Source organism: Rubritalea sp. (assembly GCF_051252225.1).
Classification (GTDB): Bacteria; Verrucomicrobiota; Verrucomicrobiia; order Verrucomicrobiales; family Akkermansiaceae; genus Rubritalea.
This window is the reverse complement of the sequence record NZ_JBPOGE010000015.1, coordinates 36229-60436: the sequence shown is the minus strand read 5'-3', so window position 1 is coordinate 60436 and position 24208 is coordinate 36229. Positions and strand designations below refer to the sequence as shown.

Below are 24208 nucleotides of genomic sequence, written 5' to 3'. Positions count from 1 at the left end.
GCCGAGTTCATAACAAACTCACAACGGTTTTGAAGACCGTAGTAAAAACCCACATATCAAGCAATTTTACACAACGTAACCGATTTGTAACTGTTTTTCATTGAAAAGGGAGTTAGATTCGCCCATTTTCGCAGTCATGCGCAATAAGGTGACAATCTCAAAACTCCCAAAAAGCCACCGCTACAAATTCCGTGTTTTCTATCCTGATGGAGACACACGGAAAACAAAGTATTTCAGAAAGCTCACAGGTGAGGATGGAGCTGAAGAATGGGCAGCGGGCAAGGAAGACGAATTAGCCGAGGAGGGCTCCAAGCACGCAGCAATTACTGAGGAAGAAAGAAACGCCGTGATCGCGTTCCGCAAACTCATCACTATCCTTCCAGAACACGCGCAGAAGGTTTCACTCAAAGACGCCGTTGAGAGCTACGCCAAAGGCATTGCTGATAGAAATCGCTCCATCACCTGCGAAGTTATCGCAGATAAGCTCCTCAAGCGTCTCAAAAGCGAACAGAAGAGCATTCGCCACCGTGACACCATCGAAAGCCGCCTCAAGCGATTTAACGCTACCTACGGTGATTGGTTGGCCTATGACATCTCCACCGAGATTATTGACGACTTCCTCATGAATTTAGAAGTAGCCGAACTCACACAGCAACATTACAGGCGCGCTCTTCACCAGATGTTCAATCACGCCATCAAGATTAAGGCCACGCCCCATAATCCAGTAAAAGACGCCATGAATCCAAAAGTTGTCAGTGGGGATATCGGGATTCTCTCACCTCAAGAAGTAGCATCCCTACTATGCCATGCTGACGACAATCTTTTACCAGCTCTGGCTATCTCATTTTTCGCAGGGGCGCGACGTGAAGAGATTCTAAAGCTCGATTGGTCTGACATTCATCTGAGCGACGATGAGCCCATCATTCGCATTCGTGCTAAAGTTGCAAAATCCGCAAAGACCCGCCACATTCCTATCAGTAAGAACCTCCAAGCATGGTTAGAGCCTTTAGCTCAACCAAAAGGAAATCTAATTACTTCTGAAAGCCAATACCGCATTGGCTTAGACAAAGCACGTAAGGCTGCAAGAATTGAAGAATGGCCTCACAATGCTGGACGCCACTCATACGCCTCTTACCACCTCGCTCTTCATAAGACTGCGGACAAGCTAGCCAATTCGTTAGGTCACTCAAACTCGCAACTCCTTTTCGCCCATTACAGAAAACTTGTGACTGAGAAAGAGGCAAAAACATTTTGGGCAATCATGCCTGAGTCTGAAAACAACATCACCTCAATTTCCGCATAAGATGAGCAAAATACACTACGAACCTTTAGCTCACCCTATCAGGAATTATGTAGAGAACCCTCAGGTTGATTATTCTGAACATTTTTTCCACTTCCTGACCGAAGTTGAAAATCGACTAGCTGAGACTGAAAAATACCTGCATATATCAGCTATCGAATCACCTAGAGGTAATCAAACCCTCTCCCTAGAAAGTTTGCCTGAACAACATATGGTTAAACTGCAATTAATCATCAAAATGATCAGCGTTTGTAGCACATACAAACAGCCCAGTTATGCAGGATTGAACTCTGATAATGAGACTACAAACAAAAGATATCAAAAAAAGAAGAAGCCGTCTAACGGAGACGTTATAGATTCTTTAAGTCCCGAAGGGAACTTGTCACACAAACAGGATACATCTCTTACGATTAGTAATTACTCTTCAGCAAACATAACTGAAAAAACAACCCTCATAGAGAGACGTATTAAAGAGCTCTCTTTAAACAAGAAGGGACTCACTAAGGAGCAAGTTGAAATATGGAAAAAATCCATATCTAGATTAACAAAGTACTTCAACAAAAGTAAGCGTATTGATTTCGGAGAAAAACGTAACTTTCCCCACTACAAACACCTTCAAGTCTTAAAACAAATGAGAAGCTTCTTAGATCAGGAAATTTATCCCTCACCGTCTGAGTTACTCAAAGCCTCAAAGGTTCAGCTAGGTGCGAATATTGGAAAAAATGATATAACTAGAGTTAGTAAACTCATTCACACAGAGTACGGTCTACCTCTTCTTCCAACTTCCACAGATCAATGTAATGTGAAAAAAATATTAACCAAAAACAGAACAGAAAAATCTGATCTAGAGACTCTTACAAAAAACTTCACTAATATCTAGGGACGCTATTCTTAATATGCGAACGGAAGCGTATTCTTCCCTCATGACAGCGAATAAAGCGCTCAAACAAACAACGGAACCGAATAAGGTCACAGCCCCTAATACTCCAATCTCTCATCACGAGTCACAGCCCTCAAAAGAGCTCATCGACTACCGGGAAGCTGCTAGACGGTTAAAACTCTGCCGGAGAAGTGTCGAACTACTCGTGAAGCGTGGGGAAATTCCTCACATCAAAATTGGTAGATCAGTACGCTTTGATTGGAATAGTGTTATCAAAGCACTCACTAAACACTCTGTTGCATAAAAAAGGCCGCTCCCCTGCGAGGCAGAAGAACGGCACAAGATTTGTTGCAATTTCTTTTTACCACTTCTTCCTCAAAGGGCAAGGCCATAGAAAAGATACAACTATGGAATCCTATCAAAAGGTCCCCAAATACGGGTCAAAAGCACGCATTATTTTTGACATGCTGCACGCAGTAAATGGAGGTTACATCTCCATTGAAGTGTTATCTGACAAGGCTGGAACATTAAGTACTAGCACCACTATCTCTCAGATAAGAAAATTAGGCTGGGAAATTAAAAATGTCCAATTTTCTGCGTATTGCCAGGACACTGGAACGAAAAATCGGTGTTCACTTTATGCGCTGATCAGGCCTAACCCGCCTGAAGAGTCTGACCTACCGTTTGCAGTGTAAAACAGGGTTACAGCCCTAATACTAAATGAACTCGCCTATTTCAGGCGAAGCATCGTATTCGACCACCAGATTAAATGGTGTAGAGCACATGCTTCGCCAGATACGGTGGCAGTTTTTCTTCACTCTCACGTTCTCATGCCACGGCATCACTGAAAAACGTGCCAAGCAGTGCTTTCTAGGCTTTAAAGGTAGGCTTCTCAGAAAATGCATCGGGAAGTCAGCGAAAAAGAGGCAAAGTGCTCTATATATGGTCCAAATAGAATTCGGAAAATCGCTGGAGCATATCCATCTACACGGAATGTTCGCAGGATTACCGAGCAATGTCTCTTGCGATGACATAAGAAATATTTGGGAGTGCTGCATTCATGAGGGTGGAAAAGCTGAAGTCACAACATACGATCCGAACCGAGATGGCGTGTCGTATGTTATGAAATTTTGGAGGGATCCCCAACAAGTCTCTCTAATCCAATCTAACGAATGTTGGCCTATTTACTCGGAGTCACTTCTTCCCACCCTCAGACGAGGAAAGAAGAGAACTCTCCAATGTTGAGTAAGGGGCGTCTCGCAATGACTGGGTAGAGCCCTAGTCATTGAAACTATCAACACGGCAAATAAAATAGAACTGCCTTGTATGGCTCTGCGTACCCCCATTGACGGGTGAAAAAAGGTACAAATGGAATTAATTGCAAATTTGCAATTAATTCCATTTGTTACATTTACCAACACCCTGTTACACTCTCTTAATGCGAGCATCTCAGCAGAGTTCCCTCGCGCACGCGCGCGTAATGGTTCCGCAACTCTCACAAAAAACACACAAGTGGTACACTATAAGCTCATTAACGACTTCACATTCGGGAACTATCCTAAATCATAGCTGTTCCGCAATTCACAATACTAGACCTGTTATCTAACATTTCCTAACTTGCACCTTGAAACGGCGATTTGAATACGACTAGAGTGGTCTCACCGTTTTCTCCTCATGTCGTTAAAGTCCCCAAACTTCCAGTTTTTAGCCAAATCGCAACCTCATCTACACCGCTTAGCTGTTGATGCTGAACGTCTCTGCCTCAGAAGCCCTGACCTAGCACTCACTCGTCTCAGACAGCTGCTAGAGGGCATTCTAGTGAGCGTGCTAGGTAACGATGAAAAATCCGACAACGCCAAGCGCATTAGTGAGCTGAGATATCAAGGGGCGATCGATCAACAATTGGCTGACGCCATGCATACCTTGCGCAAGCTCGGTAACTCCGCGACCCACGAAGCTGAAGCCACCGCTCCTCAAGCTCTCTTTGGCCTCAAGCTCGGCAGAATGACCGCCATCTGGTTCCACAGCCTCAGCAACCCACAGTTCAAGGCCGGACCGTTCATCCCTCCACAAGCTACGCCAGATGCATCAGAAGCACTCAAAGACGAGCTAGCAAAGATCCACGAAGAACTAGCCAAACAGAAACTTGCTGCCCAGCAAAAAGAAGCCACCATCGCAAACTTAGCAGCCGAAAAAGCAGCACAAGAGCAATACTCAGACCTCGAAGCTGCACTTGATCTAGCAGCTGAATCAGAACAAAAGCTCCAAGCTGAGCAAAAGAAATTTCTCGCAGCCCACAAGCCTGCTGAAACTAAGGAAGGCGAAGAAGCTCCAGAGGCGGCGAACCCACTTCTCACTCCTGAATCCATCGCTGCAGCGCAGAAGGCCTTTGACCACGAGATGGACGAAGCCACCACCCGCAAACTCATCGATCAGCTTCTCATCGATGCCGGCTGGGAAGCGGATTCTATCAACTTACGCCACAGCAAGGGAACCAAACCTAAACACGGCGTCAATCAAGCGATTGCCGAGTACCCCACAGCCAGTGGCCCCGCTGACTATATCCTCTTCGCGGGACTCACCCCCATTGCCGCAGTCGAGGCCAAGCGCAACAACGTCGATGTCGCGGGAAAGATCCCACAAGCGCAACGCTACTCCAGGGACTTCCAGCAACCTGACAACGTCAAACCGGCTTACGAGGTCGCTGGGCGCACCGTCGCGTGGCCAGACGACGAGAGCGGCCATTACGCCCTCCCCTTCGTGTACTCATGCAATGGCAAGCCCTTCGTCAAACAGCTACGTGAGAAATCCGGCACCTGGTTCCGTGATGTGCGCAGCCCGTCTAACATCGCGAAATCTCTCCCCAGCTTCCACAGTCCTGAAGGCCTGCTAGATCTGCTGAAGCGTGACAACGCCATCGCCCTCCAGAAGCTCCAGACAGAAAGCTTTACCTACCTCCAGCTCTACGATTTCCAAGAAAAGGCGATCCGCGCCGTAGAAAACAAGCTCGAGACCACCCCCACCCAGCCAGATGGCACACCCACCAGCTGCCTACTCGCCATGGCCACCGGCACCGGCAAGACTCGCACCATCATTGGCCTCATCTACCGCTTTCTCAAGGCAGAGCGCTTCAAGCGTATCCTCTTCCTCGTAGACCGCACTTCACTCGGCACCCAGGCCCTCGAAGCCTTCCAAGACGCACCGCTCGAGCAAAACCAAAATCTCTCCACCATCTACAACATCGCCGAGCTTGGCGACATGGCTGCAGAGGCCGAGACCCGCATTCAGGTCGCCACGGTTCAGGCTATGGTCCAACGCGTGTTCAACTCCGACTCTGCCCCCAATATCGACAGCTACGACTGTATCATCGTCGATGAAGCACACCGCGGCTACACCCTCGATCAGGAAATGACTGAGGGGTCACTCGTTCACCGTGACCCAGCACGCTACCTCTCCAGTTACCGTCGCGTGCTCGACTATTTCGATGCTGTCAAAATCGGCCTCACCGCCACTCCCGCCAAGCACACCTCAGACATCTTTGGCAAGCCGGTCTTCACCTACTCCTACCGCGAAGCTGTGGCGGACGGCTGGCTCATCGACCACGAGCCACCTATCCGCTACGAGACTGTTCTCTCCAAGCATGGCATCCATTTCGAAAAGGGCGACAGCGTCTCAGTCATCAACTCTAACACCAAAGGCGTAGAACTCGCAGAGTTAGAAGACGACCTCCAGTTCGATGTCGAATCCTTCAACCGCCAGGTCATCACAGAGAGCTTCAATCAAGTCATCTGCGAACAACTCGCTCAAGAATTTGATCCAGATGGCGATGAGAAGGTCATGATCTTCTGCGCCACCGACATCCACGCTGACATGGTCAAGCGCCTACTAGACGAGGAATTCCATAAACTCTATGGCGACACCTACAAGGAAGCCTCCGTCCGCAAGATCACTGGCAAAAGCGACCAAGTCGCCAAGGTCATCAAGCGCTACAAAAACGAGCGCCACCCCACCATCGCCATCACGGTAGACCTCCTTACCACTGGCATCGATGTCCCTAAAATTTGCCACCTCGTCTTCCTGCGCCGAGTTCGCTCACGCATTCTCTATGAGCAAATGATCGGTCGCGCCACTCGTCGCTGCCCCGAGATTGCCAAAACCACTTTCAAGATCTACGACCCCGTAGACATCTACGCTGCGCTTGAGGAAGTCAGCACCATGAAACCCTTGGTCAAGCGCCCTAACATCCCGCTTAAAGAACTCATCAGCGAGCTCAAGAACCCACGCGTGCACGTCAATTACGCCGATGTTCTAACCGACTCCTCAGAAACTACCGAGCCTAGAGACTCCAGCGAAACCGCTAAGAAAGAAGAACAACACGCTGAAGACGTTCTCAATGAAATCAACCAGAAGCTCATGCGCGTCTTCCGCAAGGCTGAGAAAAAGGCCGAAACTGACCCGCAGCTCAAAGAACGTCTCAACGAGCTAGAAGACCAATGGGGCGTCGCTCCTGCCCACCTCCACCAGCACCTTCACCAGCTTGGCCCAGTAGAAGCAGCCAACTTCTTTGATACCTTCCCTGCCATCGATAAAAACATCGATGAGGTCCAGAAACGAGTAGGCACGAAGCAGTTTCCTATCATCTCTGAACTGGAAGATGAATTCATAGGCCGGAATCAAGTCACCGAAGGCTTCGTTCGCCCCGAGGACTACCTCGATAGCTTCAGCCAGTGGATCAAGGATCACCTCAATGAGTCAGCCGCGCTCACCGCCTGCGTCACTGCCCCAAAAGACCTGACTCGTGACCAGCTCAAGGAAGTCAAACTCCTGCTCGATCAACATGGCTACAGTAAAGCTAATCTCGCCACCGCCTGGCGAAATAAGACCAACCAAGACATCGCTGCCAGCATCATCGGCTACATCCGTCAGGCCGCTCTAGGCGAACCGCTTCTCAACTTCGAGGACCGCGTCAAACATGCCATGAACCATATCTACGCCCTCACCACTTGGAGTCAGGTGCAGAAAAAATGGCTCGACCGCCTCGCCAAGCAACTCACCCACGAAGTCGTCATTGACCACACATTCGTCAACCAGGCCTTTGTCGAACACGGCGGCTCTACCCGTCTCGATGGCCTCCTCGGCAAGCAGCTAGACACTGTCCTCTCCACCCTCTCCGAAAAACTCTGGGAAAGCGCCTAACCGCGAATTTAGAATGGAGAATTCCGAATTTAGAAGTCAAACACTTCCCACTTCAACATTCTAAATTCTAAATTCTAAACTCCAAATTCCATGCCAACTCCACCGTTCACCATCACCTCGGCCATTCTCGATCTCCTTGCGCAGATTGCTGAGCAGGTGGGCCGACTTGGATTAGGCGATGCCACACCAGCTCCACCGCAACTGCGCCGTGGCAATCGCATCAAGAGCATTCATGCATCACTTGCCATCGAGAACAATACTCTCAGCCTAGAGCAAGTCACAGCACTCCTCGAAGGCCAGCGCGTACTAGGCCCACCGAAAGAGGTGCTCGAGGTGAAAAATGCCTTCCAAGCCTACGATGCTCTCCCAACTTGGCAGCCACAAAGCATCGACGACCTACTTGCTGCCCATGCGCTGATGATGGATGGCCTAGTCGATCGCCCTGGCTCCTTCCGTTCTGGTACGGTTGGCATAGCCAAAGGCGAAACTGTCGTCCACCTTGCCCCACCAGCCGACATGGTCACTGGCCTCATGCGCGATCTTCTGGAGTGGTTTGAAACGACCGACGTCCACCCGCTCATTGCCAGCTGCGTCTTCCATTATGAACTAGAGTTCATCCATCCCTTTGCCGATGGCAATGGCCGTATTGGTCGACTCTGGCAGACACTCATTCTGAGCCACTGGAAACCAGCACTCGCCTACCTCCCAGTAGAAGACGTCATTCGCCAGAACCAACAAGCCTACTACGACACGCTCGCAGCATGTGACAAGGTCGCCGACTCCGCCCAATTTATCGAATTTATACTCAGCTCCTTACTACAAGCTCTCCATGAGACACAGGCAGCAAGCGACCCAGTCAACAACCCAGTGAGCGACCCAGTCAAATCTCTCCTAGAGGTTTTGAAATCTGGCCCACTCAGCACCAGCGAGTGCATGGCTGCACTTGGGCTCTCCCACCGTGCCACATTCCGTAAGAACTACCTCCACCCCGCACTTGCGTCAGGCCACATCGAACGCACCCTCCCCGACAAACCCAACAGCCGCCTCCAAAAATACCGCGTAGCGGTAGAATTTAGAAGTTAGAATGCCGAATTTGGAAGACCGGCACGACGCAACCAATCAACTTCCAACTTCCAACTTCCAACTTCCAACTTCCAACTTCCAACTTCCAACTTCCAACTTCCAACTTCCAACTTCTAAATTCTAAATTCTAAATTCTAAATTCTAAATTCTAAATTCTAAATTCTAAATTCTAATGAGTGAGCCAGCTGAAATACGAGAAAGGACCTTTGAATTTGCGAAGCGCATTGTGCTGCTATGTCGCACCCTTGAGCAGGGCTCGGATGTATCTCGCACACTGGCCAAACAACTACTCAGGTCTGGCACATCCATTGGAGCCAACGTCGAAGAAGCCAAGGCTGGCCACAGCAAGCCCGACTTCATCGCCAAACTCACCATCGCATGCAAAGAAGCACGCGAGACCCACTACTGGCTTCGCCTTTTAGCAGAAACAGACATCATCCCCGAGTCCAAGCTCACCTCACTCACCGACGAAGCCAACCAGCTCATCGCTATCCTCACAACAATCATCAAAAATGCTCGAAGTAACTAAACTTCTAAATTCGGCATTCTCCATTCAGCATCCATCAACCGAGTAATTCTAAATTCGGCATTCTAAATTCTAAATTCATTCCCATGACTCAAAACGATCTCGTCCAGAAACTCTGGAAAACCTGCGACGTCCTCCGCGACGATGGCATCAACTACTCTGACTACGTCACCGAACTCGTCCTCCTCCTCTTCATTAAAATGGAAGACGAGAAGTCCAGAATCAACCCAGATCCTGAGAAAGGCTACAAAGTCCGCCTCCCCGAAGGCTACCGCTGGACAGACCTTTCAGAGAAAAGCGGCATTGAGCAGCTCAACTTCTACAAGCGCCTCCTCCTCACCCTCTCTACGGGCAAGGACGGCGAGACACCTGTCGCCATCGACCCGATGGTGACCGCTATCTATGCCGAGGCTCAGACCTCCCTGCGCGAGCCGCGCCATCTCGCCGCACTCGTCCGCACCTTCGATGCCCTCAACTGGTTCTCATCCGACAAGGACGACCTTGGCGACGTCTACGAAGGCCTCCTCGAAAAGAATGCCACTGAGACCAAGTCCGGCGCAGGCCAGTACTTCACGCCCCGCGCACTCATCGACTCCATCGTCCGCTGCGTCAAACCACAGGCTGGCGAGACCATCCAGGACCCTGCCGCAGGCACCGCAGGCTTCCTCATCGCTGCAGACGCATACATCAAGTCACGGACCGACGACCTCTACACTCTAAGCGAAAAGGATCGCGTCTGGCAGCGCTCCAATGCCTACCTCGGCGTGGAGCTGGTCCCCGACACCCGCCGTCTCGCCCTCATGAACTGCCTGCTCCACGGCATGGAAGGCGATGCCGATGGCGTGGTCCATCTCGGCAACACCCTCAGCAAATCAGGATCCAAGCTCGAGAAGGTCGACATCATCCTCGCCAACCCTCCCTTCGGCACCTCCAAGGGGGGCTCTACCGCCTCTGAACTGCGCGATGACTTCACCTTCCCCACCTCCAACAAGCAGCTCGCCTTCCTCCAGCACATCTACCGCGCACTCAAGCCCGGTGGCCGCGCCGCCGTCGTCCTCCCAGACAACGTCCTTTTCGAGGACAACACCGGAGCCGACATCCGCCGCGACCTAATGGATAAGTGCAATCTCCACACCATCCTCCGCCTCCCCACCGGCATCTTCTACGCCGCTGGCGTCAAGACCAATGTCCTCTTCTTCACCAAGGGGACTGTAGAAAATCCACGACAGGAAGAAGGCTGTACCCAGCATATCTGGTACTACGATCTCCGCACCAATGCCCCCTCCTACGGCAAGCGCACACCTTTCACAGAGAAAGACCTCAAGCCCTTCGAGAAAGCCTTTGGAAAAAATCCACACGGCACCTCCAAACGAAAGGACGGAGGCGACACTGGAACTTTCCGTAAGTACACCCGCGCAAAGATAGCCGAGCGCAACGAGAACCTCGACATCACGTGGCTCCGCGATGATGACACCACAGCCTCCGAAAACCTCGCTTCACCAGAAGTCATCGCCGAGGACATCAAGAAGAACCTCGAGCAAGCCATCTCCGCCATTACTAAACTTCAGGAGGAAATGGCATGAGTGAATTACCTAAAGGGTGGGAAGAGGTTTCACTTTTCGATATTTCGTCACCAAAACAATGGCCCACACTTTCAAAGTCTAAGCTTTCTGAAGATGGGTACCCAGTGTATGGAGCTAACGGTCAAATAGGATTTCATTCAGAATATACACACGAGTTTCCGACCATACTCATCACATGTCGTGGAGCGACGTGCGGAACAATCAACGTATCAAAGCCCAAGTCATGGGTGAATGGGAACGCAATGGCTCTCGATGAATTGCAAACCAACCAGATTGATTTTTCATTTACAAAATTAGCTCTCACAAACCGTGGCTTTGAAGATGCTATAGGAGGATCAGCCCAACCTCAAATCACGAAAAAAAGTCTAGAGGTTGTCACTGTGCCTCTCCCGCCACTCAACGAGCAAAAGCGGATTGTTGCCAAGTTAGACACCTGCCAAGGCCACATCGAACGCTCTAGCGACGCCCTCGGCTCCATCCCCATACTTCTCGAAGACTACCGCGCCTCACTCCTTGCCTCCGCCTTCCGCGGCGACCTAACCGCCAAATGGCGCGAACAACAAAAAGCCCAAGGCATCCAACACGAATCAGCCCAAGACCTCCTCACCCGCCTCCGCAAAGAACGCCAAAAACAATGGGAACAAACCGAACTCAAAAAGTACGAACAAAAAGGCAAAACCCCTCCCCCAAATTGGCGGTCCAAATACAAGAAGCCTGTAAAAATAGACGCTGAACACACAAAGACGTTAGCTCAACTTCCAAATTCATGGCTATACTGCGCAATCGATGACCTTGGTTTCATCGTGCGAGGAGCATCACCTAGACCAGCTGGAGATCCTAAATTTTTTGGAGGGCAATTCCCTTGGCTAACCGTAAAAAACATTACAAGTGGCAGTTCACCTTATTTAACTAAAAGTTCACAATTTTTAACTCCAATAGGCGTCGAAAAAAGTAGAACTTTTCCAAAGAACACTCTACTTCTATCTAACAGCGGGGCGACCTTAGGAGTTCCTAAAATTCTAGCAATTGATGCTTGTGGGAATGATGGCATTGCCGGGATTCTAGGATACCCGACTGAGATGTTACTCTTTGGCTACAATTGGTTATCCTCACAAACCCAATATTTACGTTCGTTAAATAAGGGAGCTGCACAACCAAACCTCAATACTGATATTATTAGAAGTCTGGGACAACCTCTCCCCCCACCTGCAGAACAAAAAGAAATCGTCCGCCTCCTCGAAGCCGCCTTCGCCCGCATCGACGCCATCAAACTTCTCCATTCTAAACTCAAAATTCAGCATTCCTCCCTCACCCAATCCCTCCTAGCCAAAGCCTTCCGCGGCGAGTTAGTCGTACAAGAGGACCTATTCTAAGCCATGCGACTTCATTATCTAGAACTAATCGGCAGCTACAAAGGGCTAAAAAACCAAGTCTTCGACTTTCGAGACTCAGACTCTGACATCATTGCCCTAGTCGGCCTCAACGGCGCAGGAAAATCCAACTTCCTGGAACTAGTCGCCGAAATATTCTGCTTTTTAGAGAGACATCAGCGCGTCGACTTCAAATCGCCTAAAACATTCGGTTTTAATTTTGAGATTTTCTATAGCATTACGAATTATATTGGAGTCACCAAGAAATACAAAGTGGTATGGAATGACCGGCATTTGACTATTTTTGTTAAAATAACTCATCCAGATCCAGAACCTCCATCTTATCCCCCGGATGAAGATTTTTCAGAAATCCCCCTAGAGGCACTCGATCTACCCAACCAGATCATTGGATACTCCTCAGGTCTCAATGAAAACCTTCAACGGCCTTTTCTAAAGAACATTACTCATTACTATGACGCTCTACTATTCAGACGACGAGTGATGCTTGAGTTTCAGGAGAAACTTAATTCCCAAGAGACTTTCGAAGATGCTGAGACATTACGTATTCGGTATAAAATGGGCTTCCCACACTTATTTCAAAATGAAAGGGCATACACCAGACCTCCGTTAGCTACGCTAATAGACTACGACTCCACTGCGTTGCTGGTGGCCTCACTGACTACTCTGCCTCCTGACGAACTGGAAGGCTTTTGTGCTCAGATTGGATACCATTCAATAAGTAGTTTTACCCTTGCATTCAACCTGCGTGGAAGACCATATACAGACGATGAAGAGAGAGTTCTTAGCGACCTAATACATGTAGCTAAACACCACGGGGAAGTCACTAACCCAGTCCAACAAATCCGATGTTATAGTATCGATACTGAGCTTACCGAGGAAAACATAGATTTTGAAGAAGAACTCTATGAGCAAGGAAAACTCTCAATCGATGTAAATCAAGCGAGTGATACTCTTTCCACGACCTACCCTCTTGGTCCATCGAGTTTCTTTTCAAAACTTCATAAAGTACAGCTTCTTGGCACAAAAAATTGGCAAGCCTCTGACAAAAAAAATCTCCGCAAGGATGACTTTTATGAGCCAGTGCGAAAACCAATCAGACAGAAACTCCCTCTAGAAGTAACTAAACTCATTTTCCTAAAAGAAGACGGTACTCAAGTAAATTTCTTTGACTTAAGCGATGGTGAAACTCAGCTCATTCAAACTCTAGCAGCCCTTCGAGTCTTCAACACAGAGACTACGTTGTTCCTATTAGACGAACCTGACACCCACCTCAATCCTCACTGGAGAACAGAGTTCCACAAAAACCTAGAGCAAATCAGAAACTTGGAAGGTGATTTTAGCAAAGACCACCAAATCTTCATTTCAACGCATTCCCCCTTCATGCTTTCCTCGTTAGATAAAAGCTCAGTCTATCAGTTTAAAAGGAATGAAGACGACTTGAATATCACCCAGGCGGAAGAGCAAACCTTCGGCTCCTCTTTTGAATTTTTATCAAAAACATTTTTTGACATGAACTCTCTCATTTCAAGTACAGCTATCGATGAAATCAACGCTAAGATTGCTGAATATCAAAATTCACCTACACAAGCAGTCCAATGGATCGAAGAGCATGTCGGAGAGTCGATGGAAAAATCGTTCATTGTGAATAGACTATCTGAATAATGTTCACTCCGATTGACTCCAGAACCCCGTCACCTAAAATTTTTGAAGGCCTAAATCTGGAGCTTCTTAAATTTATCCAAGTAAGCATTCACGAAGTTGACTACTCTGAAGCTCTATTTCCGGACCCGTTAGGTAAAGAGCTATGGGATAATCCCGCAACACGAGACAGATTTGAAGCCCTTCATTCAAAGTTGCACGAAATTTTTGATACGACTGAACGAAGAGAGTTTTATCAAATGCTCATCGAAAGCCAAGACCTCTGCATTTATTTCCAAAATGAAGCAGATTCCCCCAAAAAAATTGACGCTAGATTATCTGAAACTTTTGGAAACCTAACTGTCCATCTTTACACCAGTTCTTCAAACCTAGTCGGGGTTAAACGCCACTGTGGCGAAACCCTTCATGAGCACTATGAAGAGTTCATGAGAATCAATGGCAACGTTTGCCCATGCTGTGCTACAGAGCTGCTCACTCAATTTCAGGAAAATACAGAAGGCGATAATTCTTGGCGTGGACCATACGATCACCTCCTCCCCAAGAAAGATTACTCTCAATATGCCGTCCACCCACACAACTTGCTACCAACATGCACGACTTGTAACGGGAAAGCCAAGAAGACAAAAGATCCCGTCATCGACGATGAGGGCAATCCCTGCCTGTGTTCTTACCCCTTCAATCAAAGTATCCACCAACTAGTGTCTCTTAAGTTTGCAGATGGGAACAATTTCGAATTTGTAGCTGAACTAACACACAGCGACACACCTGCCGAGAGATCTTGGCTGAGACTCTATGGCATGAAAGACCGGGTCGGAGGATATTATAGAAAAAAAACGATATCCTACATAACAAAAGACTGCCGTCCAACATGCAAAGACGACCTAAAATATCAGGTTGCACAAAAAGCAAGGGAGCAACACCTACTGGCCGATCTCGAACCATGGGACCTTTGGCACATTAAGCTGTATAGATGGATGGATCAGCAAGAGGACTCATACTTCAGAGGTCTTTGGGCAGCTATCGAATTAAGACGTAATTTGTTGAACGACAATAACAACGCAAACATTCAAATTTAGCCCAAGGGTACAAAGAAAACACCTCAATCAAAAGGCTAACAATCAATTCTGACTACACATTGATAATCTGATGGACGACACAAACTCATTATTTCCATTGGACCTTAGAGGCTACGAAACGGTTTTTCAGCTCAGCTTACACAAGAGTCTTTTTGAAAAACTATATGGACAACTTAACCTCGTGCACACCGAGGCAATTACGGATTTAGAGTCTCAGTACAAAGTTGACTCACAAGAAGAGCGGGAAGAATTTAGCTCTATAAGGTCAAGTTTTGAAAACTATCAAGAAGATGAACAACAGGTGCTATTTTCAACCAATCTCATTCAACTTTACACTTTATTTGAGAATGAATCAAAACGTCTCAGCCAGTCGGTAAAATCTGAAAAAAAACTTAAGCTGAAACTGGAGGATTGCAGCAGCCAAGGTGGTCTCGTTTCTAAATTAAGGATATATCTAGCTACTTATTCTAACCTTCTCCCCAATGATCACCTTGTCTGGAATCGAATTGATGCTCTCAGAATTGTTAGGAACTATTTAGTCCATGATGGACATTCAAAATATGAGGTGATCTCGTCAGGACAATTAAAGAAGCTACACCAAAAGAATCCAAATCTCTATTTACTCACAGAGCACTCTGAACTTCAGCTAACAAAAGATCTATGTGAGCACTTTCACTCTGATGTCACCAACTTCTTCAAACTAGCATATAACAAACTAGGCTGGAAAACTTTCAAGAACGAGAAATGAAACCTACTCCCAAAACTCTCCAAGCCTTCCTCCCCGAAGGCACTCCAGACGCATTCAGATTGCCGAACTCACCACGCGCATCGTTCTGGCGATTTCGGTACCACGCACCCACCTCGAGTCCTTCTACGAGCGACCTGAGTCAGACTACGTGGGCACCTACTTTCTCTTTGGCTCTGAAGACGAAAGCAGCAAGCCGCTAGCCTACATTGGCCAGACCGAGGACCTCAAACAACGACTGCGCAGCCACGATGCCAACAAAGAGTTCTGGACCCGCGCTGTCATCCTCGTCTCACGTACGCATTCTTTCACCCAAGCACACATCAAATGGCTGGAATGGCATTCCATCGCCACCGCCCAAGTAATACGCCAAAACTCCTAGCTAAGAAGAACAGCCAACGAACCACCTTAAAGCGGTTTCAACCATCTAGCTCTACCTTAAACTCAATATGTCATCTCTACAAAATCAATCAACTGAAGTAATCAAAGATACTCAAACTACCCCGCCTCTACCTCATGCCTATTGGCTAGTAGGGGCATCTTATGGATCAGACCGAGATCAAACTGAGCGATTTACTTCCGAAGGAATCTGGCAAAATGGCCATGAGGACAAATACGCGGAAGATGTCAAATCGATGAAACCCGGTGATCGTATCGCGATCAAAGCAACCTACACCCGTAAGAATGACCTCCCCTTCAACAACAGAGGGCACTTTGTCTCCTGTATGCGTATCAAGGCTACCGGCACAATTACCAAAAACCATGGTGACGGTCAAAATATTGAGGTAGAGTGGGAATGGGTGTCACCCGAGGGTGAAGATAAGGTCTGGTATTTCTACACCCTTCAAGGAACTGTCTGGCGACCAAAGCTCGAAGACTGGGCTGGACAAGCCTTGGTCGACTTCGCCTTTAATGACATCCCTCAAGATATAGATCGCTTCCGCAACCATCCATATTGGCATGAGCGGTTTGGCGACCACACTACTGAAGAAGAGAGGTTCAAATGGACGGTATTCTACGAAGCCGTAGCTGATGCCCTTTTGAAGCACAGAGATGACCGAAAAGCTCTCATAAATTTTATCCACAACCTCGCAGAAGAATTCAAGCTTTCCTATATACAAGATAAAGAACTCAATGACATTTGTCCATTTACAGTGTTTGGGGTATTTAACCGAGGTTACACCTCTGCGAATAGATCCAGTATAGCGACTGCTCTCGCAAACTTCTTAGAAGTCACAGAGAGTGTGCCCCAATCATTCGAAGGCATACCTATACTCAACAACCAAAAGTCATGGTTTTTCGCCTATGAAGAAAACCAAGGAGCGGACGATATTGAAACGCTCTGGGAAATGTTTGCCACAGCTCTCAGTTCAGCCGACAGCATCAATGAACCTGATCGATCCGAGTTTATCGACTGCTATAACAGAGTAACTCAACAACGTGGAGTGGGTTGGAACATTACGATGGGACTCTATTGGATTCGCCCTTGGAATTACTTAACATTAGATGCGCAGTCTCAGAGCTATATTACAAATAGTTTGGGGATCGAGATTGAGAAATTAGGAGCAAAGAAACGGTGTAGTGCGGCTAATTACCTCAAAACGTTAGATACTCTCACGTTGCGTTTCAAAGAAGACGCTTTCCCTGTTCATTCTTTTCCAGACCTATCGTTGGCTGCATTTAACTATGAAGACAACTCACCTAAAGTTGAGTTAATTGACGATGAAATGGAGCACGCCCTCACGCCCATCATCCTCGAAGATTATACAATCAATGACATCATTAGTGATGGTAGTTTCATGGAAAGAAAATCTTTAGAGGCTATTCTTGAGCGTTTGCGGACGAAGAAAAATCTGATTCTTCAGGGGCCTCCAGGCACAGGGAAAACGTGGTTAGCCAAACGTCTGGCCTATGCTCTGATGGGAGCCAAGCATGAAAGTAAATTACGTGCCGTTCAATTTCACCCTAATCTCTCATACGAAGATTTCATTCGAGGTTGGCGACCTTCTGGAGAAGGAAAGCTCACCCTAGTCGATGGCCCCTTCCTAGACATGATCAAGCAGGCTCAACAAGACCCCGCGACCAAACACGTGATTGTAATTGAAGAAATAAACCGAGGTAATCCTGCTCAGATATTTGGTGAAATGCTCACACTCCTAGAAGCTGACAAGAGAACACCCAGAGAAGCACTAGAACTCAGCTACTCTCGCGAAGTCGGAGAAAAAATCCACATCCCAGATAATTTATACGTGATCGGGACTATGAACATTGCTGACAGATCCCTCGCGCTTGTCGACCTAGCTCTCAGACGACGCTTTGCATTCATCACCTTAGAGCCTATATTTGGTAAACTATGGCATGAATGGGTCAACAACAAGGCTCGCATCCCGTTAGACACGCTCAAATTGATCGAGGATCGCTTACTCTCGTTGAACACTCAAATCGCTGATGACCGAAACCTAGGTGCTCAGTTTAAAGTCGGACACAGCTATGTCACTCCAGCATTCAACACTATAGTTAAAGACTCGAATGCTTGGTTCAGGAGTGTCGTTGAAACCGAAATTGGACCATTACTCGAGGAATATTGGTTCGATGACTCTGAGAAGGCTTCAAGGGCTAAAAAAGATCTACTAGCAGATTTCTAATATGCCCGAAGTTCAACTCTCTGAAGAAGAGCAAATCTCTATGGTCGGCAAAATTCCAGTTCGGAATCTCTGGCTTCTTATGCTCTACGCTTCTGATCTCTATCGACACCTTGGTCATTCAAAAGTGGAGGTCGAAGATAACCCTGAAAATATTGCAGATCTCGTAGCTGAAATACTATGTAGCCTAGTTGAACAACGACTAATGCGAAACCTCAGCTTTGGTTACAGACAAAGAGAAGAAACAATCAACCGAGTCCGAGGACGTATAGATATTCTCCGTACGCAAAGGCATAGACTATTGGACAAAGGTAAAGTTCATTGCCGCTTTGAAGAACTAACCATCGATACACCTAGAAATCGATATGTCAGGGCAGCACTAGAGAAGATCTCGTTGATGGTGAAAAGTCGAACGATTGCACAGCGATGCAATACTATTTCTCTCCGCCTCGATCGGCTAGGAGTCAAAAAAGGTAAACCTGTAAACTATAATAGTAAGAATGAACGAATGGGCAGAAATGATCTTTCTGATCAAAAGATGGTCGCGGCTGCTGACCTCGTATTTAACCTTACCATACCTCAAGAATTGGCAGGCCAACATCACCTTCAAACTCCGGATAGAAACATCGTTTTCCTAAGGAAGCTCTTCGAGAAAGCAATTGCAGGCTTCTACAGCGTGAATTTGGAAAAATCAGAATGGTCAGTCACTTCTGGAAAGTGGTTTAAATGGCAGATCAGTGAACAATCCCCAAGCATCAATGACATTTTACCGGGCATGAAGACGGACACAATAATCGATTGCAAACGTTCCAAACAACGACTCGTAATTGATACCAAATTTAATGCCGTGACTGCTTCTGGATACTACAGAGAACAATCTCTCCGTAATGGCTATATTTATCAAATGTACGCCTATCTTCGCAGCCAGGAAATCGAGGATGCCCCTCAGTCTTTAGTTACACAAGGTATGCTACTCCACCCCACTGTGGGTGAGGAACTTGATGAGTTCGCCACAATCCAACAGCATAAGATACGCTTCTGCACACTAAACCTAGGTCTAACAGCTCTAGGCATTAGGCAACGCTTGCTAGATCTTCACGCAAATAGCTTCACATAATTATCATGCGCGACTTACAAAGCTACATAGACGAGGAATACCAAAAGTACCCAGAGGAGGCAATGCGCCTTTACGACGGGAAAGGCAGCGAATGCATTCCAGACCTATTGAAATCACAGTGGAGAGACCAATGGAAGAATCTACAAGCATCCCGTGCCGCCACTCTAAGAGAGCGAACCAAATACATCACGAACATCCAGAACGGCATTCAGGTTTTCTGGGGTGATGGACTGAACTTACTCGAGCAGTGTATCCATCTCAACCTTGAATGGGGAACGCGCCTAATAAAGGAATCGAATGAAGTTGGCACGCCTGGCCAAGAGCACCTTTTCAGCGCACTGATCAGGAATCACTCCCGTGCTTGCCTGATCGCAGAAGAGGTCTTGCACATGCTCAAGGGTGGCTTCCCCGATGCTGCCTTTTCTCGCTGGCGCTCACTTCACGAAATAGCGATCACCACGGCATTTCTACAGCAACATGGAGATGCATGTGCCGAGGCTTATCTCGAACACGAAATCGTGGATCACATCAAATGCTGTGAGCTAGACAACGAACTAGCTGAACTCAGTGGCAAGAAGCAGATTCCAGTCAAAGAAATGCAAGACCTTGAAAACGCCCTACACAGTTTGCTCCAAAAACACGGAAAGGCTTTCAAGAACGGCTACGGATGGGCAGCTAAAGCCCTCGACATGAAAAACCCGCAGTTCAAAGATCTGGAAGAATCTGTGGGTGATGAAAACATGCGCCTCTATTACAAACAAGCAAGCCACAAGGTTCATGCTGGAGCGAATGGATCATCAAGCTCGCTGGGCACCATGCGCATTAAGATGAAAATGAATCGAGCTCCCAGCCACGAAGGCCTCGCCGCCCCCGCTGCGCTCTGTGCACGCTCCCTCATTATCACCACACACGCGATTTCCCTATTATTCCCCAGCTGTGAGTCGATCGTCCAAGGCCATATCCTCAATGAACTTTTCCAAAAGATCGAAGAAAGCTTAACGAGAGCCAGTCAAAGGATAGACTAACACCTCTACACCATCTCCCACCATGACTGACCTCGAACCACGCAATGCGCTTCTCTCAGCCGTCCATCAGGCACTCTCAATACCAGGCTTTGCTGAGACGATCCCCACACTCCGAGACATCAATGAATTTCATGAAGCACAAGCACTCAGAGCTGTTCTGACTGTTTCAAACTTCTCATCATGGCTCACTGAGCTCAAAGAGTTAGGAGCAAATCTAAAACCCCACCCGACACATTCGTGGCATATTGAAGTATATGACAAACAAGTTGGCTATCTTGGGAAGTTTCGCCAAAGCCGTGTCACAGGGCTCTGGTTCCAGGGAAAGCACAGCATCCACATGCTAGGAAACTAAGTGAAGCGAGTTCTCCAAGTCTCACCGAAAAAGTGTAACTGCTTTGTAACTGTTTTTTCATAAGAACCACCCCGTATTGAGGCGAATTGCCGCGAACGCTCAAAAAGCACCAAAGCCCCCACAAAACACGCAAGTCACTTATTATAAGCATTGGCGGAGAGGCAAGGAATCGAACCAAGCCAGGACCATAACAGACCTACAACGGTTTTGAAGACCGCGGCGACCACCAGGCACGCAACACTCTCCAATGCTTATTAATTAAGTCCGTGAAATCTAACACAGCACGCTAGTCACGCAACTAAGAGTTTAACTTTTAGAAGATATTTCGTAGGGGTACACAAAAAAGCCGCTCTCTGTTGAGAACGGCTTTCAAGTTGGTTACGGGAGTAGGATTTGAACCTACGACCTTCAGATTATGAGCCTGACGAGCTACCTGGCTGCTCCATCCCGCGATTGAAATATTGCCAGTCGCCGAGTGATTAAACTCTGATGGCGAAACCCTTTCGGGTGCGGGCGGAACCTACGGTTAAAATCGTATAACCGCAAGCTCTTTCATGCTATTTAAGAAAGAATTAACGCCACGTGTAGCCGTCCACTAGGAGCTATGTGCTGATTGACCTTGTCGTCAATGCTGTAGGCTACTGTGTTTCAACGAAGAGCTTTAGAATTTCCGCTGAGTAAAGCCAGCCACCACACTCACCAATTGGTTCACATAATTCTCCCTAAAAAAATTGTGGCACAAGTTGCGGCACAAAATAGCGCATCTTGTGGTGTATTGAGCTGTCCATCGGTCAAACTACGCCCACAAACAAAAACGCTGTAACTTTTAACAGTTACAGCGTTTTTAAGTTGGTTACGGGAACAGGATTTGAACCTATGACCTTCAGGTTATGAGCCTGACGAGCTACCTGACTGCTCCATCCCGCGATTTAAATAATGCTATTCGCCAGATCGTGAAGATCTGGTGGCGAAACCCATTTCGGGTGCGGGCGCAACCTACGGTTGAAATCATATAACCGCAAGCTCTTTCTACACTATAAAGTAATATTTTTTAGTAACTGAAGCGCCAACTTTCATTACTCATTATGTCCACTTGCTTTCATGAACTCAATGAGCTCTGGGTCACGTTGAGGGTATTTGGTCAAGATGCGCTGTCCCTCTTCATAGGGAAATGCAAACTCGAGCCAAATCTGCTCTAGCGTGTAAATAATCACTGTTGGTTTGCCTGTATTAGAGTTCGTTCCCTCTGCTAAAATGAAATCACGGACAGTTTCCTGCTTCACACCTTCTAGAAGGTAAGCGAATTTCTTCTTACTATCTATGGCACGAAGCGCTGCTGGGTCGTGCTTGAGAGAACTTCCACCAGCTGGGCCTTCCATTGGCGCAGGTCCTTTAGGCTCGTCCTTCTTAAGAGCTGCTTGAGTAAAGGGGTTTGGAAACCCTTTTGGAGCTGACGCTGCTGCGGCATTCACTCCGACCGGAGCAGTCATTGGTCCGGGCCATTGAATATTTCCAGGCCCAGGGATTCCCTGAGTTCCAGTGTTTGGCTTAGGGATAGCGTGAGAGCTAGTGATTGGTGCAGGCATTGCTTGCGGCCCAGGAATATCTGATATTTTATCTGCCAATTCGTTTTTTTTCACTGGAGATGTTAGCTCAACACTCTCGGTGTCATGCTCAGCTTCTAGCGCACTAACAACATCTGCATAATTCGTCTCAACAACTTGTTGAGTAGATGCCTTAGCAGAACTGAGTTCACCGCCCAATTCCTGGAGCAAGCTACGGTAGCTGATGAGTAATTCATCACGGCTAGGCCAGGGAATATTGGTATGTGCTCCATCAGGACTAAGAAAGCTGCCTTTAGGGTCCACGAAATGCTCCACCATCTCGTGATCCATGTTCAGCTTTGTCTTACGCCATTCGGTATCGAAGACGCGTTCCATTTTTTCGAGGAGATCTTTGACCTTACTTCTGAGAACTTCGTCGCTCATCTTTATTTTAATTAGTTCAGGGGAAGTTTATTTTTTATTTCTAGCAGATAAACACAAGTTTAACCTGCCTTAGGGCTTATGGGGTTTGGGTAATTTATACTTTAACTGAATTTACGCTCCATTCAAGTGTATCTCCCGCATGCATAGGAACCACGTTTTGGTTATGGCCTTGGTATGCAGCTGGCACTTCGAATGGGGAATTCGTTACAGTAACCAGTTTTTCCGCTGGTTGAACTCCATAGAGCCTTTGAGCGTTATCACTGATGAATGCTTGTAAGTTATCCAGTTTATCGTGCTTGTCAAAAAGTTGGGCTAAACGAGCGATTGCTAAAGGCGCGGTGAAAACACCTGCTGCACAACCACAGCATTCTTTCTTCTCAAGTGGATGCGGAGCTGAATCACTGCCAAACATTAATTTTGGGTGAGCGGACAGCGCAGCCTGCAATAGAGCCTCACGGTCCTCTGGGCGTTTAGCTATAGGCTTACAGAAAAGGTGTGGATCTAGCATGCCTCCAGCCACGTCATCGAGTGTGATGATCAGATGCTGAAGTGTCACAGTGGCTCGTAAATTCTCATGTTTATCCAGCATAGCCACTGCATCCGCGGTAGTAATATGCTCCATGGTGATATTGAGCTTAGGAAACTTCTTCGCGAGATAATCGTAACTCTCTAAAAATTCCTTCTCTCTATCCATTACAAAGCCATGAGTCTCCCCATGTACCATGAGTGGGATGCCCATTTCCTCCATCATTTTGAAAACTGGTTCCACGGCATCGATCGCCTTCACTCCAGCTTCACTATTAGTCGTAGCTCCAGCTGGGTAAAGCTTGATACCAAGCATATGCTCTTTAGCTGCTGCTAACTGAGCTTCCGTATAGTCGCCACGGAAAAAGAACATCATGTAAGGATCGAATTGATTTCCACCTAAGTTAGCCATGATTCGCTCTTTGTAACCTAATAAGAGTTCTAGGCTATCCACTGGTGGGACCAAGTTTGGCATAATGACTGCACCAGAAAATGTTTCAGCAGTCAAAGGTGTCACCAACTTCATCATGTCTCCATCACGAAGATGGAGGTGCATATCGAGTGGTGAACGAAGAGTAATTTCTTTAGGCATAAATAAAAAAGAGAGGCTTTATATTGAACAAGCGAGAGAAGGACTGTCACTATTAAAGAGCAAGAATGTACAAAAACAGATTAATGCCCTTCTTCAGCGTCCATGAAGTCGAAAAAAGTAGTGATGTCGTCACGCTGACCTAGCCCTGCATCAGCCTTTCGCATTTCTATGCGCTCGGAAAGGGCGTCTCTATATCCACAGTTACGAATATGGCTTAACCACCAGTCCAATACAGGAGACTCAGGTTTTGTTCCAGTTTGGTAACACCAGTCCAGCGCGGCTCTATCATCAGCTCCGGTGTCGGTAATGAATGTCACCAAGTCGGTATATTCCACATTCAGTAGCTGACAGGTCCATAGATCCATCGCCCTGCCGAGATTGTTATGATAGTCAGTATGCAACTCCCCCGCTGCGAACATTCTGATCTTGTCGCACATTCTCAAAAAGTACGGGAGGCCATCGATCTCAGCCTTACAACTACATGGGATGTCTCGTGTGTCTGACATGTGCGAAATCTCCACCTATTTC

At 47.4% G+C, this 24208-nt stretch carries 20 protein-coding genes and 3 tRNA genes; 17 read left to right on the top strand and 6 right to left on the bottom strand.

Translation table 11 applies throughout. From position 1 onward, the window contains the following. Nucleotides 1-136 precede the first annotated feature (136 nt). The 17 genes from ACSHX2_RS12390 to ACSHX2_RS12310 all read left to right on the top strand — a co-directional run bounded on the left by ACSHX2_RS12390 (nt 137) and on the right by ACSHX2_RS12310 (nt 20575). The gene (locus ACSHX2_RS12390) at nt 137-1303 is read left to right on the top strand and encodes a tyrosine-type recombinase/integrase (protein WP_435693265.1); all 1167 of its coding nucleotides are present in this window, start codon (nt 137-139) and stop codon (nt 1301-1303) included. 1 nt (nt 1304) lies between these two features. Next, nucleotides 1305-2180: a hypothetical protein gene (locus ACSHX2_RS12385; RefSeq protein ID WP_435693264.1), complete on the top strand. Its 876-nt coding sequence runs from the start codon at nt 1305-1307 to the stop codon at nt 2178-2180. A 43-nt stretch (nt 2181-2223) separates the two neighbouring features. Then, a complete protein-coding gene (locus ACSHX2_RS12380) occupies nt 2224-2484 on the top strand; it encodes a helix-turn-helix transcriptional regulator (protein ID WP_435693263.1) in 261 nt (86 codons plus the stop codon). Next, complete coding sequence (locus ACSHX2_RS12375; protein WP_435693262.1) at nt 2477-2875, top strand: hypothetical protein; 399 nt, start codon at nt 2477-2479, stop codon at nt 2873-2875. Before ACSHX2_RS12380 ends, ACSHX2_RS12375 begins: the two co-directional genes overlap by 8 nt. Nucleotides 2876-3854: 979 nt before the next feature. Then, the gene (hsdR, locus tag ACSHX2_RS12370; protein WP_435693261.1) at nt 3855-7376 is read left to right on the top strand and encodes a type I restriction-modification system endonuclease; all 3522 of its coding nucleotides are present in this window, start codon (nt 3855-3857) and stop codon (nt 7374-7376) included. A 90-nt stretch (nt 7377-7466) separates the two neighbouring features. Continuing rightward, complete coding sequence (locus ACSHX2_RS12365; protein ID WP_435693260.1) at nt 7467-8459, top strand: Fic family protein; 993 nt, start codon at nt 7467-7469, stop codon at nt 8457-8459. A 172-nt stretch (nt 8460-8631) separates the two neighbouring features. Continuing rightward, the gene (locus ACSHX2_RS12360; protein WP_435693259.1) at nt 8632-8988 is read left to right on the top strand and encodes a four helix bundle protein; all 357 of its coding nucleotides are present in this window, start codon (nt 8632-8634) and stop codon (nt 8986-8988) included. An 83-nt stretch (nt 8989-9071) separates the two neighbouring features. Next, nucleotides 9072-10568: an N-6 DNA methylase gene (locus tag ACSHX2_RS12355; RefSeq protein WP_435693258.1), complete on the top strand. Its 1497-nt coding sequence runs from the start codon at nt 9072-9074 to the stop codon at nt 10566-10568. Next, nucleotides 10565-11941, top strand: a complete 1377-nt coding sequence (locus tag ACSHX2_RS12350; protein ID WP_435693257.1) for a restriction endonuclease subunit S — start codon at nt 10565-10567, stop codon at nt 11939-11941. The genes ACSHX2_RS12355 and ACSHX2_RS12350 overlap by 4 nt, the downstream gene beginning before the upstream one ends. 3 nt (nt 11942-11944) lie before the next feature. After that, nucleotides 11945-13621, top strand: a complete 1677-nt coding sequence (locus ACSHX2_RS12345) for an AAA family ATPase (protein ID WP_435693256.1) — start codon at nt 11945-11947, stop codon at nt 13619-13621. Further along, nucleotides 13621-14694 carry a hypothetical protein gene (locus ACSHX2_RS12340; RefSeq protein ID WP_435693255.1) on the top strand — a complete coding sequence of 358 codons (1074 nt, stop codon included), beginning with the start codon at nt 13621-13623 and terminating at the stop codon, nt 14692-14694. The genes ACSHX2_RS12345 and ACSHX2_RS12340 overlap by 1 nt, the downstream gene beginning before the upstream one ends. Nucleotides 14695-14764: 70 nt before the next feature. Beyond that, complete coding sequence (locus ACSHX2_RS12335; protein WP_435693254.1) at nt 14765-15442, top strand: hypothetical protein; 678 nt, start codon at nt 14765-14767, stop codon at nt 15440-15442. Between the two features lie 148 nt (nt 15443-15590). Then, entirely contained in the window at nt 15591-15821 is a 231-nt protein-coding gene (locus ACSHX2_RS12330) for a GIY-YIG nuclease family protein (RefSeq protein ID WP_435693253.1), read from the top strand. A 67-nt stretch (nt 15822-15888) separates the two neighbouring features. Continuing rightward, the gene (locus tag ACSHX2_RS12325; protein ID WP_435693252.1) at nt 15889-18084 is read left to right on the top strand and encodes an McrB family protein; all 2196 of its coding nucleotides are present in this window, start codon (nt 15889-15891) and stop codon (nt 18082-18084) included. A gap of 1 nt (nt 18085) precedes the next feature. Then, a complete protein-coding gene (gene mcrC / locus ACSHX2_RS12320; protein ID WP_435693251.1) occupies nt 18086-19198 on the top strand; it encodes a 5-methylcytosine-specific restriction endonuclease system specificity protein McrC in 1113 nt (370 codons plus the stop codon). A gap of 5 nt (nt 19199-19203) precedes the next feature. Next, on the top strand, nt 19204-20223 hold the full coding sequence (locus ACSHX2_RS12315; protein ID WP_435693250.1) for a DUF5677 domain-containing protein: 1020 nt from the start codon (nt 19204-19206) through the stop codon (nt 20221-20223). A 22-nt stretch (nt 20224-20245) separates the two neighbouring features. Further along, entirely contained in the window at nt 20246-20575 is a 330-nt protein-coding gene (locus ACSHX2_RS12310) for a hypothetical protein (protein WP_435693249.1), read from the top strand. 151 nt (nt 20576-20726) lie between these two features. Here ACSHX2_RS12310 and ACSHX2_RS12305 read toward each other — a convergent pair. From ACSHX2_RS12305 to ACSHX2_RS12280, 6 genes are all read right to left on the bottom strand, one after another. Next, nucleotides 20727-20821, bottom strand: a tRNA-Sec gene (locus ACSHX2_RS12305). A 129-nt stretch (nt 20822-20950) separates the two neighbouring features. Beyond that, a tRNA-Met gene (locus ACSHX2_RS12300) sits at nt 20951-21027 on the bottom strand. Between the two features lie 398 nt (nt 21028-21425). Continuing rightward, nucleotides 21426-21502: transfer RNA gene (locus ACSHX2_RS12295), tRNA-Met, on the bottom strand. A gap of 149 nt (nt 21503-21651) precedes the next feature. Beyond that, nucleotides 21652-22563 carry a hypothetical protein gene (locus tag ACSHX2_RS12290; protein ID WP_435693248.1) on the bottom strand — a complete coding sequence of 304 codons (912 nt, stop codon included), beginning with the start codon at nt 22561-22563 and terminating at the stop codon, nt 21652-21654. 94 nt (nt 22564-22657) lie between these two features. Next, nucleotides 22658-23680, bottom strand: coding sequence for a dihydroorotase (pyrC, locus tag ACSHX2_RS12285; protein ID WP_435693247.1), 1023 nt, complete (start codon nt 23678-23680; stop codon nt 22658-22660). Nucleotides 23681-23760: 80 nt separating this feature from the next. Next, nucleotides 23761-24186: a DUF5069 domain-containing protein gene (locus tag ACSHX2_RS12280; RefSeq protein ID WP_435693246.1), complete on the bottom strand. Its 426-nt coding sequence runs from the start codon at nt 24184-24186 to the stop codon at nt 23761-23763. Between the last annotated feature and the right edge of the window lie 22 nt (nt 24187-24208).